12 protein-coding genes are annotated in these 12,123 nt (G+C 67.1%); 10 read left to right on the top strand and 2 right to left on the bottom strand.

All coding sequences use genetic code 11. The annotated features are described in order from the left end of the window. Positions 1-32: 32 nt before the first annotated feature. The gene (locus tag HUK68_RS04890; RefSeq protein WP_175503173.1) at positions 33-545 is read left to right on the top strand and encodes a hypothetical protein; all 513 of its coding nucleotides are present in this window, start codon (positions 33-35) and stop codon (positions 543-545) included. Between the two features lie 12 nt (positions 546-557). Here HUK68_RS04890 and uraH read toward each other — a convergent pair whose 3' ends face one another. After that, the gene (gene uraH, locus HUK68_RS04885) at positions 558-908 is read right to left on the bottom strand and encodes a hydroxyisourate hydrolase (protein ID WP_175503172.1); all 351 of its coding nucleotides are present in this window, start codon (positions 906-908) and stop codon (positions 558-560) included. A 91-nt stretch (positions 909-999) separates the two neighbouring features. Here uraH and HUK68_RS04880 point away from each other — a divergent pair, with 91 nt between their 5' ends. From HUK68_RS04880 to HUK68_RS04850, 7 genes are all read left to right on the top strand, one after another. Beyond that, positions 1,000-1,671: a GntR family transcriptional regulator gene (locus HUK68_RS04880; RefSeq protein WP_175503171.1), complete on the top strand. Its 672-nt coding sequence runs from the start codon at positions 1,000-1,002 to the stop codon at positions 1,669-1,671. Positions 1,672-1,682: 11 nt separating this feature from the next. Then, complete coding sequence (gene puuE, locus HUK68_RS04875; protein WP_175503170.1) at positions 1,683-2,639, top strand: allantoinase PuuE; 957 nt, start codon at positions 1,683-1,685, stop codon at positions 2,637-2,639. A 5-nt stretch (positions 2,640-2,644) separates the two neighbouring features. Next, entirely contained in the window at positions 2,645-4,420 is a 1,776-nt protein-coding gene (gene uraD / locus HUK68_RS04870) for a 2-oxo-4-hydroxy-4-carboxy-5-ureidoimidazoline decarboxylase (protein WP_175503169.1), read from the top strand. Next, positions 4,417-5,685, top strand: coding sequence for a M20 family metallopeptidase (locus HUK68_RS04865; protein WP_175503168.1), 1,269 nt, complete (start codon positions 4,417-4,419; stop codon positions 5,683-5,685). The genes uraD and HUK68_RS04865 overlap by 4 nt, the downstream gene beginning before the upstream one ends. Positions 5,686-5,720: 35 nt before the next feature. Further along, positions 5,721-5,873 (top strand): hypothetical protein, encoded by a 153-nt coding sequence (locus HUK68_RS04860; protein WP_175503167.1) that lies wholly within the window; start codon positions 5,721-5,723, stop codon positions 5,871-5,873. Continuing rightward, positions 5,870-6,220, top strand: coding sequence for a hypothetical protein (locus tag HUK68_RS04855; RefSeq protein ID WP_175503166.1), 351 nt, complete (start codon positions 5,870-5,872; stop codon positions 6,218-6,220). The genes HUK68_RS04860 and HUK68_RS04855 overlap by 4 nt, the downstream gene beginning before the upstream one ends. Positions 6,221-6,428: 208 nt before the next feature. Further along, on the top strand, positions 6,429-8,729 hold the full coding sequence (locus tag HUK68_RS04850) for an NADP-dependent malic enzyme (protein WP_175503165.1): 2,301 nt from the start codon (positions 6,429-6,431) through the stop codon (positions 8,727-8,729). Positions 8,730-9,083: 354 nt separating this feature from the next. Here HUK68_RS04850 and HUK68_RS04845 read toward each other — a convergent pair whose 3' ends face one another. Further along, positions 9,084-9,725 carry a flavin reductase family protein gene (locus tag HUK68_RS04845; RefSeq protein ID WP_175503164.1) on the bottom strand — a complete coding sequence of 214 codons (642 nt, stop codon included), beginning with the start codon at positions 9,723-9,725 and terminating at the stop codon, positions 9,084-9,086. 273 nt (positions 9,726-9,998) lie between these two features. On the opposite strand from HUK68_RS04845, the gene HUK68_RS04840 reads away from it, so the two are divergent. Both HUK68_RS04840 and HUK68_RS04835 read left to right on the top strand, forming a co-directional pair. Continuing rightward, positions 9,999-11,024 carry an ABC transporter substrate-binding protein gene (locus tag HUK68_RS04840; RefSeq protein WP_175503163.1) on the top strand — a complete coding sequence of 342 codons (1,026 nt, stop codon included), beginning with the start codon at positions 9,999-10,001 and terminating at the stop codon, positions 11,022-11,024. 35 nt (positions 11,025-11,059) lie between these two features. After that, the gene (locus HUK68_RS04835) at positions 11,060-12,094 is read left to right on the top strand and encodes an ABC transporter substrate-binding protein (RefSeq protein WP_175503162.1); all 1,035 of its coding nucleotides are present in this window, start codon (positions 11,060-11,062) and stop codon (positions 12,092-12,094) included. Positions 12,095-12,123 lie beyond the last annotated feature (29 nt).

Here is a 12,123-nt window from a genome sequence, read left to right as displayed (position 1 = left end):
GTTCGGGCAGGCTTTCAGGATAATCTTGCAACATGTCCGATAAGCGTTCATCTTCCCCGTCTTCTTCCCGCCAGCGCCCCTGGCTCTGGGGTGGCCTGATGGCCGCCATGGCCTCGCTGCTGCCGGCTTGCAAGTCGCCGCCGCGTCCGCCCGAGCCCGGCCCGGGTTCGGCCGTGCAGGGCCCCTCGGCAGGCCGGCCCGGTTCCTCCGATGCCGCCACCCCGCGCGCCTATCGCCAGGACGCGGCCCGGCATCTGTATGCACAAAACGCGCCACGCATCTACCAGGGCCAGCTGCCCGCGGTGCTGTATGCCATCGGCGTGCTCGAAGTCGATATCGACCGCAATGGCCGCGTGCAGCGCCTGCACTGGATGCGCGCGCCGCGCCATGCCCCCGAAGTCATTGCCGAGATCGAACGCACGGTGCGCGCCGGCGCGCCCTACCCCGTGCCGGCGCGCATGGGCAAGGTCACCTATACCGATACCTGGCTCTGGGACAAATCGGGCAAGTTCCAGCTCGATACGCTGACCGAGGGTCAGCTGTAGCCCGGCCCTGGTTCAAGAACCCCTGTAGGTCGAATAGCTCCACGGGCTGACCAGCAGCGGCACGTGGTAATGCTGTTCGGCATGCGCGACCCCGAAGTCCAGGCTCACGCGGTCGAGGAAATTCGGCTCGGGCAGCGCCACGCCGCGGGCCTTGAAATACGCGCCCACGTCGAAGCTCAGGCGGTAGGTGCCGGGCTGCAGGCTGGCGTTGTCGAGCAGCGGCCCATCGGTGCGGCCGTCGGCGTTGAGCACCAGCTGGCGCACCAGCGTGGCCTGGTCGCCCTCGGTGCGGAAAAAGGCAACGGCCATGCCTGCGGCGGGGCAGCCGTGCATGGTGTCGAGAACGTGGGTGCTCAGGCCCATGGGAAATCTCCTGGTGCGAAGGGCTTGCCGGCTGGCAGCCTGTGACGCAAAATTGTATACAATTTTAGTGTTCATTCGCCACGATCCGACCATGGAATCCACGACCACCCGCACCATTGCCGACGCGCTGACCCGCGCCATCGTGGAGCACCGGCTGCGCCCCGGCACCAAGCTCGGCGAGCAGAAGCTGGCCGACCATTTCGGCGTCTCGCGCACGCTGGTGCGCCAGGCGCTGTTCCAGTTGACGCAAAACCGCCTGGTCACGCTCGAGCCCGCGCGTGGCGCCTATGTCTCCACACCCTCGGTGCAGGAGGCGCGCGAGGTGTTTGCCGTGCGCCGCATGCTCGAGACCGAAATGGTGCGTGCCTTCATCGGCGAGGTCACGCCCGCCAAGATCGACGCCCTGCGCACCCATGTGGCCGCGGAGCAGGCCGCGCTCGACCAGCGCGATGTCGGCCAGCGCACCGAGCTGCTGGGCGACTTCCATGTGCGCATGGCCGAACTGATGGGCAACGAGGTGCTGGCGCAGCTGCTGGGCGACCTGACCTCGCGCTGCGCGCTGATCATGCTGATGTACCAGTCGCAGCTTGCCGCCGAGCACTCGCACGAGGAGCATGCGCAGATCGTCGAGGCCCTCGCGGCCAAGGACGCCGAGCTTGCCGTGCGCCTGATGCAGGAACACTTATTGCATGTCGAGTCTGGCCTGAGCTTCGAGCGCGAATTGCCCGTCAACGAGCTGTCCCAGGCCCTTTCTCCCCTCTGAACCCTTCACGCATGCTCTACGACGCCACCGCTTCCTACCCCCGCGACCTGGCCGGCTACGGCCGCAACCCGCCCCACGCCCAATGGCCGAAAAAAGCGCGCATCGCAGTGCAGTTCGTGCTCAACTACGAGGAAGGCGGCGAGAACAGCGTGCTGCATGGCGACCCCGCCAGCGAGCAGTTCCTGTCGGAGATGTTCAACCCGGCGGCCTATCCCGAGCGCCACATGAGCATGGAAGGCATCTACGAATACGGTTCGCGCGCGGGCGTCTGGCGGCTGCTGCGTGAGTTCGAGAAACGCGGCCTGCCGCTCACGGTGTTCGGCGTGGCCAGCGCGCTGCAGCGCCATCCCGACGTCACCCAGGCGTTTGTCGACCTGGGCCATGAAATCGCCTGCCACGGTCTCAAGTGGATCCACTACCAGGGCGTGCCCGAGGAAGTCGAGCGCGAGCACATGCGCCAGGCCATGGACATCTTCGCGCAGCTGTTCGGCAGCCGCGCCGAGCACGGCCTGGGCTGGTACACCGGCCGCGACAGCCCCAACACCCACCGCCTGGTCGCCGATTTCGGCGGCTTTGCCTACGACAGCGACTATTACGGCGACGACCTGCCGTTCTGGATGAAGGTCGCCCGGAGCGACGGCAGCCGCACGCAGCAGCTGATCGTGCCGTACACGCTCGACTGCAACGACATGCGCTTCGCGCTGCCCCAGGGCTTCTCGCATGCCGACCCGTTCTTTCAATACCTCAAGGACACGTTCGACGTGCTCTACGCCGAAGGCGATCCCGCGGGCGACAACGCGCCCAAGATGATGAGCATCGGCATGCATTGCCGGCTGCTGGGCAAGCCCGGGCGCATCGCCGCGCTGCAGCGTTTTCTCGACCATATCCAGCAGCACCGCCATGTCTGGATCTGCCGCCGCATCGATATCGCGCGCCATTGGGCGCTGACCCACCCCTGCCAAGACTGAACCACATGCCCCTGACGCTGGAACAACTCAATCGCGCCGACCCGGTCGAGGCGCTGGCCCTGCTCGACGGGCTCTACGAACACTCGCCCTGGATCGCCGCCGCCGCGCTGGCGCAGCGGCCGTTCCGCTCGCTGGCCCACCTGCGCCAGGCGCTGATCGCGGTGCTGGCCGCGGCGCCCGCGCAGGCGCAGCTCGACCTGATCCGCGCCCACCCGGAGCTGGCCGGCAAGGCCATGGTCGCGCGCAGCCTCACGGCCGAGTCGACCAATGAGCAAAACCGCGCCGGGCTCACGCAATGCACGCCCGAGGAATTCGCGCGCATCCAGCAGCTCAACGCCGACTACAACGCGCGCTTCGGCTTCCCGTTCATCCTGGCGGTGCGCGGCCCGCGCGGGCTGGGCCTGAGCAAGCAGGAAATCATCGACACGTTTGCGCGGCGCCTGCAGCACCACCCCGACTTCGAACGCGCCGAGGCGCTGCGCAACATCCACCGCATTGCCGAGATCCGTCTGAACGACAAGTTCGGCATCGAACCCGTGCTGGGCAACGATGTCTGGGACTGGCAAGAGGCGCTGGCCGAATACTCCGACCCGGGCTTTGCCGAAAAGGGCCAGCTCACCGTCACCTACCTCACCGATGCGCACCGCGCCTGCGCCCAGCGCATCAGCGCCTGGATGCGCGACTGCGGTTTCGACGAGGTCTTCATCGATGCCGTGGGCAATGTCGTCGGCCGCTACCACCCGGCCGCGCCGGACGGCCGCTACCTGCTGACCGGCAGCCACTACGATACCGTGCGCAATGGCGGCAAGTACGACGGCCGCCTGGGCATCTTCGTGCCCATGGCCAGCGTTCGCGAGCTGCATCGCGCGGGCCGGCGCCTGCCGTTCGGCATTGAAGTGGTGGCCTTTGCCGAAGAGGAAGGCCAGCGCTACAAGGCCACCTTCCTGGGCTCGGGCGCGCTGATCGGGGACTTCGAACCCGAATGGCTCGAGCAGCAGGACGCCGATGGCATCACCATGCGCGCCGCCATGCTGCATGCGGGCCTGAACCCGGACGACATTCCCGCCATAGAGCGCGATCCGTCGCGCTACCTGGGCTTTGTCGAAGTGCATATCGAGCAGGGCCCGGTACTCAACGAGCTGGACCTGCCGCTGGGCGTGGTGACTTCGATCAACGCCGGCGAGCGCTACTTCTGCGAGATGACCGGCATGGCCAGCCATGCGGGCACCACGCCCATGAACCGGCGCCGCGATGCCGCCATGGCCGTTGCCGAACTCGCGCTGTACGCCGAGCAGCGCGCCGCGCGCGACGGCGATTCGGTGGCCACCATCGGCCAGTGGGAAGTGCCCAACGGCTCGATCAACGTCGTGCCCGGGCGCTGCCTGTTCAGCCTCGACATGCGCGCGCCCACCGATGCGCAGCGCGATGCGCTGGTGGCCGACGTGCTGGCCGAACTCGAAGCCATCACCGCGCGCCGCGGCGTGCACTGCAGCTGGGAACGCGCGATGAGCGGGTCCGCCGCGCCCAGCCATCCGGCCTGGCAGCAACGCTGGGAGCGCGCCGTCGAGGCGCTGGGCCTGCCGGTGCTGCGCCTGCCCAGCGGCGCCGGCCACGATGCCCGAAAGCTGCATGCCATCATGCCCCAGGCCATGCTGTTCGTGCGCGGCCTCAATGCCGGCATCAGCCACAACCCGCTGGAAAGCACCACCGCCGACGACATGCAGCTCGCAGTCGATGCCTTCACCCATGTCCTGAACCAATTGAGCGAGCAAGCCCCATGAGCCAAGCCACGACCTACAGCGCACTCGATGCCTGGATCGACCAGCATTTCGACGAGGAAGTGCGCTTCCTGCAGGCCCTGGTGCAAATTCCCACCGACACCCCGCCGGGCAACAATGCGCCGCATGCCGAGCGCACCGCCGCGCTGCTGCAAGACTTCGGCATGCAGGCCGAGAAGCATGCCGTGCCCGCGGCCGAGGTCGAGGCTTATGGCATGCAGTCGATCACCAACCTCATCGTGCGCCGGCCTTATGGAAAGCCAGGAACGGGCCGCACCATTGCGCTCAATGCCCATGGCGACGTGGTGCCGCCCGGCGAAGGCTGGAGCCGCGACCCATATGGCGCGCAGATCGAGGACGGCAAGCTCTACGGCCGCGCCGCGGCCGTGAGCAAGAGCGATTTCGCGAGCTTCACCTTTGCCGTGCGCGCGCTCGAAGCCGTGGCACGCCCGGCGCAGGGCGCAATCGAGCTGCACTTCACCTATGACGAGGAGTTCGGCGGCGAACTCGGCCCGGGCTGGCTGCTGGACCAGAAGCTGACCAAGCCCGACCTGATGATTGCCGCGGGTTTCAGCTACGAAGTGGTCACCGCGCACAACGGCTGCCTGCAGATGGAAGTCACGGTGCACGGCAAGATGGCGCATGCGGCCGTGCCGCATACCGGCGTCGACGCCCTGCAGGCCGCCACCGCGCTGATGAACGCGCTGTATGCCGAGAACGCCAGGTACCGCCAGATCACCTCGGCCGTGCCCGGCATCTCCCATCCGTATCTCAACATCGGACGCATCGAGGGCGGCACCAATACCAATGTGGTGCCGGGCAAGGTCGTGCTGAAACTCGACCGGCGCATGATTCCCGAGGAAAACCCGCAGGACGTCGAAGCCAGCATCCGCGCCGTGATGGCCGGTGCCGTGGCCGCGTTCAACCAGCTGCACGGCCTTGAAGGCGACGCCGCGGTGCGCATCGACATCAAGCGCCTGCTGCTGGCGCGCGCCATGACGCCGCTGGCGGGCAACCAGCCGCTGGTCGATGCCCTGCAGCAGCATGGCGAGGCGGTATTCGGCAAGAAGCCGCCCGCCGTGGGCACGCCGCTCTACACCGATGTGCGCCTCTATGTCGCGCACGGCATCCCGGGCGTGATCTATGGCGCGGGTCCGCGCACGGTGCTGGAGTCCCATGCCAAGCGCGCCGACGAGCGCCTCGATCTCGAAGACCTGCGCCGCGCCACCAAGGTCATTGCGCGCAGCCTGCACGACCTGCTCGCCTGAGCACGCCAGGGTCCGCCCCGTATGGAGGCGCGCCCTTGACCCGCATCAAGACCCCCCTGCAATACGGGACATTGGCCGACATGGGCACGGCCCGTGCGACGGCCTGGGCGCTCGCGGCGCCCCGGTACAAACAAGGCATGGCGCGCCATTGCCCGGTGCGCCTTCCATTTGCCAGGAGCGCCGCATGAGCACACAGATCCCTCCCCCAGCAAACCCCGTCCCCGCCGATCCGGACCTGGCCGAGCAGGCCGTTCCCGGCCATGGCGTCCCGTCCCAGGATCCCAATCCCGCGGCGCAGGTGGCGCTGACGCCGCAGGAGGCGGAACGTGAATCCAAGTCGGTGCTGATGGGCGGCGGCCTGGTCGCGGGTGCCGCCACCGGCGCGGCCGTCGGCGCCGCGGTGGCCGGGCCCGTGGGTGTCGTGGTCGGCGGCATGATAGGCAGCGTGGCCGGCACGCTGGGCGGCGCGGCCGCCGGCGGCGCCGCCGATGCCGATGGCCCTGCGCACCCCGCCGCACCGGGCGAAAAGGCATAAGCCGCCTGCAACAACCCTGTCTCCGTGCCGGCTCCCGGCCTGCACTTGCCCGCCCGGCCAGCCCCGGCGGGCTTTTTTGCGCGCGCGGCCGTGGCTGCGGCCATCGATTTGCTTGTCCCAGTGCCCCGCGATGGCACTTGAGCCCTGTCACGCCGCCGTCATCAGGTAAGCTCGCAACAAAAGCCATTTGTTGTCGAGACTCTTTCGTATGACCCAGAACCTGTCCACCGCCGAGCAAGCCCTGCGCGATGCTGCGCGCGAATACCACCGCAGCCCGAACAAGGGCAAGATCTCGGTGACCCCGACCAAGCCGCTGTCCAACCAGCGCGACCTGTCGCTGGCCTACTCCCCGGGCGTGGCCTATCCCTGCCTCGATATCGAGGCCGATCCCTCGCTGGCCGCCGAGTACACCGCGCGCGGCAACCTGGTCGGCGTGGTCACCAACGGCACGGCCGTGCTGGGCCTGGGCGACATCGGTCCGCTGGCGAGCAAGCCGGTCATGGAGGGCAAGGGCTGCCTGTTCAAGAAATTTGCGGGTGTCGACGTGTTCGACATCGAACTCGCCGAACGCGATCCGGACAAGCTGATCGAGATCATTGCCGCGCTCGAGCCCACGCTGGGCGGCATCAACCTCGAGGACATCAAGGCCCCCGAGTGCTTCTACATCGAGCAGGAGCTGTCCAAGCGCATGAACATTCCGGTGTTCCATGACGACCAGCACGGCACCGCCATCATCTCCAGCGCCGCGCTGCTCAACGGCCTGGAACTGGTGGGCAAGGACATCGACAAGGTCAAGGTCGCCGTGTCGGGCGCAGGCGCCGCGGCGATTGCCTGCGTCAACGTGATGGTGGGCCTGGGCGTGAAGCGTGAAAACGTGTTCATGTGCGACTCCAAGGGCCTGATCTACGAAGGCCGCCCCGGCGGTCTCGACGCCTCCAAGGCGCAGTACGCGCAAAAGACCGAAGGCCGCACGCTGGCCGACGCGGTCGACGGCGCCGACGTGTTCCTGGGCTGCTCGGCACCCGGCGTGCTCACGGCCGAGATGGTCAAGACCATGGCCGACAAGCCGATCATCCTGGCGCTGGCCAACCCCGAGCCCGAAATCCGCCCCGAGCTGGCCAAGGCCATCCGCCCCGACTGCATCATCGCCACCGGCCGTTCGGACTACCCGAACCAGGTGAACAACGTGCTGTGCTTCCCCTACATCTTCCGCGGCGCGCTCGATTGCGGCGCGACCAAGATCACCGAGGAAATGAAGCTGGCCTGCGTGCGCGAGATCGCCAACCTCGCCAAGGCCGAGATGAGCGATGAGGTCGCCGCCGCCTACCAGGGCAAGGAACTGTCGTTCGGCCCCGACTACATCATTCCCACGCCCTTCGACGTGCGCCTGATCCTGCGCATCGCGCCCGCCGTGGCGCGCGCCGCCGAAGCCTCGGGTGTGGCCACGCGCCCGATCGCCGACTACGACGCCTACCGCGAGAGCCTGTCGCGCTTCGTCTACTCGACCAGCATGTTCATGCGCCCGGTGTTCGCCGCGGCCAAGCAGAACCTGCAGCGCGTGGCGTATGCCGAAGGCGAAGACGAGCGCGTGCTGCGCGCCGTGCAGGTCGCGGTCGATGACGGCCTGGCACTGCCCATCCTGATCGGCCGCCCCGCCGTGATTGCCACGCGCATCGCCAAGGCCGGGCTGCGCCTGCAGCCGGGCAAGGATGTCGAGGTCTGCGACCCCGAGGACGATCCGCGTTTCCGCCAGTACTGGGAGACCTACCACAAGCTGATGGGCCGCAACGGCATCACGCCCGAGAACGCCAAGGCCGCCGTGCGCCGCTCGAACACGCTGATCGCCGCGCTGATGGTGCACCTGGGCGATGCCGATGCGATGCTGTGCGGCCTGGTCGGACGCTTCGACAGCCACCTCGAGCATATCGAGAAGGTGCTGGGCCTCAAGGACGGCGCGCCGGGCTTTGCCACCGTGAACGCGCTGATGCTCGAAAGCCGCACGCTGTTCATCGCCGACACCTACATCAACGACAACCCCGACGCCGAACTGCTGGCCAGCATCGCGCAGATGGCGGCCGAGGAAGTGCAGCGCTTCGGCCTGCCGCCCAAGGTGGCGTTCCTGTCGCACTCGAACTACGGCTCGTCGACACGTCCCTCGGCGCTGAAGATGCGCGCCGCGCGCGACCAATTCGCGCAGAACGTGCCGCACATCGATTGCGACGGCGAAATGCACGGCGACGCCGCGCTGTCGCCCGAAGTGCGCGCCCGCGCGCTGCTGGAAACCTCGCTCGACGGCGAAGCCAACGTGCTGATCTGCCCCAACCTCGACGCCGCGAACATCCTGTTCAACGTGCTCAAGATCACGGCCGCGCACGGCACCACCATCGGCCCGATGCTGCTGGGCAGCGCCGCCGCCGCGCATGTGCTCACGCCTTCGAGCACCGTGCGCCGCGTCGTCAACATGACGGCGCTGGCCGCGGCCCAGGCGCAGACGCTGCACGCCGCCTGAACCGGCACCCTGCGCTGGCAGGGGCTGCGCTGAAGAAGCACGCTTTCGGGCGTGCTTTTTTGATGCGCAGCGCCGGGGTTGGGGCGCGCTTGGAGGTCATCGGACAGTGCGCCCGCCCATCCTTCGACAAGCTCAGGACGAACGGGATTTTTAGGTTCCGTTGTTTCTCAGAATGCATTGCGAGGCGTCTCCTCGCTTACCTCGCTCAGCGCGAAAGGGTTACCCGTTCGTGGTGAGCTTGCCTGGCCGGCCGCGTCGAACCATGAATGGCCTGCGCTACGACAAATCCTAGTCTTGTTTCCTGAGACCGGCCGTCCACCCTTCGACAGGCTCAGGGCGAACGGGGAGGCGTGGCTAGATCTCATCAATTGCCGTGCTGGCCTGCGCGGTCTGCGCCGAATCGGCGGCAATCGCAAAACGGTCGCGGCAGGTCACATAGAAGCTCGCGCCAAAGCGGCCCACGGGGAAATAATCCTGCAAGGACACGCGCCACTTGTCGGTGTCGACCAGGCCGTCGCGCACCGCGAGCCAGACCACGCGGCCGATGAACACATAGCGGCTTTCGGTTTCCATCACCTCGTGCAGCACGCATTCGAAGGCCACGGGCGCTTGCGCGATGCGCGGCGGCTTGACGCGCAGCGAGGGCATGGCGTCCAGGCCCACGTGCACCAATTCGCTTTGCGTCACCGGCAACCGGTCACCACAGCGGTGCATGGCCTCGGCAATGGCTTCGTCGGCGATGTGCACCACGAACTCGCGCGTGCGCAGGATGTGCGCGGCGGTGTCCTTGAGGTGGCCGTCGCTGAGCTTGTTGATGCTCACCATCACGATCGGCGGGTCCTCGCCGACCATGTTGAACATGCTGAACGGCGCGGCGTTCACGGTGCCGTCCTCGGCCAGCGTGGTGATCAGCGCAATCGGCCGCGGCACGATCAGGCTGGCCATCAGCTTGTAGCGGGCGTAGCTGTCTATCTGGGTGAAATCGATCTCGGTCATGGCACGGGCCTGGCATTTGAAGAATGGGAAAGCACGCCCTGCATTGCAAGCACGGTGGCTGGCGAGATTTTCGCAATAAGCATGCCGTGCCCAGCGCGCACGGGCGCACCAATTCGGCACACACATATGCCCTAAAAAGTGTATGCAGTCACTGTATGCAAATTTCGTCGCACCGCATCGGTGCAGCGCTGCCTGCCCCCGCTGCGCGCACTGCAATTTGCAAGCTGGCATTGTTTTTGCGCTGTCATGGTCAACAACCTTTCAAGGACCACCATGCACAAGCGTTTCTTCCTGAAGGCCGGCGCGGCCGCCCTCGCCCTGTCGTGCGTTGCCGCCCACGCGGCCAATACGCCGATCAAGTTCCAGCTCGACTGGCGCTTCGAGGGCCCGGCGGCATTCTTCCTGCACCCCGTGGCCAAGGGCCACTTCAAGGCCGAAGGCCTGGATGTGCAGGTGGACGCGGGCAGCGGCTCGGGCGGCGCGGTGCAGCGCGTGGCTTCGGGCACCTACGACATGGGCTTTGCCGACCTGGCCTCGGTGATGGAGTTCCACGCCAACAACCCCGATGCGCCGAACAAGCCGATTGCCGTGATGGTGGTCTACAACAACACGCCGTCGTCGATCATGGCGCTGAAGAAAAGCGGCATCAAGGCCGCCGCCGACCTGTCGGGCAAGAAGCTCGGCGCGCCGGTATTCGACGCCGGCCGCAAGGCCTTTCCGATCTTTGCCGCGGCCAACAAGATCAGCAACGTGACCTGGACCACGATGGACCCGCCGCTGCGCGAGACCATGCTGGTGCGCGGGGATATCGATGCGATCGCGGGCTTCACCTTCACCTCGCTGCTCAACCTCGAGGCGCGCGGCGTCAAGCCCCAGGACGTGGTGGTCATGCAGTACGCCGATCACGGCGTGAAGATGTACGGCAACGTGATCATCGCCAGCAGCAAGCTGATCCAGGAGAACCCCGAAGCCGTGCGCAAGTTCCTGCGCGGCTTTGCCAAGGGCGCGAAGGAAGTCATCGCCAAGCCCGCCGACGCGATTGCCGCGGTCAAGGCGCGCGACGGCATCGTCAACGTGCCGCTGGAGACACGCCGCCTGCAGCTGGCCATCGACACCGTGGTCAACAGCCCCGATGCGCGCGCCGAAGGCTTCGGCCAGCTCAACGCCTCACGCCTGTCGCTGATGGCCTCGCAGGTGTCCGACGTCTACGCCACCAAGCAGCGCGTGCAGCCCGCCGTGGTGTGGAACGGCAGCTTCCTGCCCGACGCCGCCACGCTCGACATCCTGCCGCGCAAGTAAGCACTCCTTTCCGCCCTCTTCACCAGGAACCTCCCGTGAACAAACGCTCTTTCCTGCAGACCGCCATTGCCGTCGCGTCGCTGACCGCCTCCGCCTGGAGCATCGCCGCGGCGCCGGCGCTCACGCCGCTCAAGTTCCAGCTCGACTGGCGCTTCGAAGGCCCGGCCGCGTTCTTCGTGCACCCCGGCGCCAAGGGCTACTACCAGGAACGCGGACTGGATGTGACGGTGGAGGCGGCCAGCGGCGCGGGCGCGATCCAGCGCGTGGCCTCGGGCACGCATGACCTGGGCTTTGCCGACCTGGCCGCGCTCATGGAGTTCCACGCCAACAATCCCGATGCGCCGATCAAGCCGGTGGCGGTGATGGTGATCTACAACACCACGCCGGCCTCGGTGATGGCGCTGAAGAAAAGCGGCATCAAGACCGCCGCCGACCTGACCGGCAAGAAGCTCGGCGCGCCGGTGTTCGACGCGGGCCGGCGCACGTTCCCGATCTTCGCGCAGGCCAACAACGTCGGCGCAGTGCAGTGGACCACCATGGACCCGCCGCTGCGCGAGACCATGCTGGTGCGCGGCGATGTCGATGCCGTGACCGGCTTCACCTTCACCAGCCTGCTCAATCTCGAGGCGCGCGGCGTCAAGCGCGAGGACATCGTCGTGCTGCCCTATGCCACGCATGGCGTGAAGCTCTACGGCAACGTGATCATTGCCAGCCCCAAGCTGATCGCCGAGAAGCCCGAAGCGCTCAAGGCCTTCCTCGAGGCCTTTGCCAAGGGCGCGAAGGAAGCCATTGCCCAGCCCGCGGCCGCGATCGCCTCGCTCAAGGCCAAGGACGGCCTGGTCAACACCGATGTCGAGACCAGGCGCCTGCAGCTGACCATCGAGACCGCCATCGACACGCCCGGCGCGCGCGAGGAAGGCTTCGGCCAGCTGCGCCTGCCGCGGCTGCAGCTGATGGCCGAACAGGTGGCCAAGGCCTATGGCACGAAGAACCCGGTGCCGGCCAATGCGGTCTGGAACGGCAGTTTTCTGCCATCCGCCGCTGCCCTCGACGTTCTCCCGAAAAAATGAGACCTGCGGGCTGACCGCCCGCCAAAGAA

The organism is Comamonas antarctica (assembly GCF_013363755.1).
GTDB classification, from domain to species: Bacteria; Pseudomonadota; Gammaproteobacteria; order Burkholderiales; family Burkholderiaceae_C; genus Comamonas; species Comamonas antarctica.
This window is presented reverse-complemented; position numbering and strand designations above follow the sequence as displayed.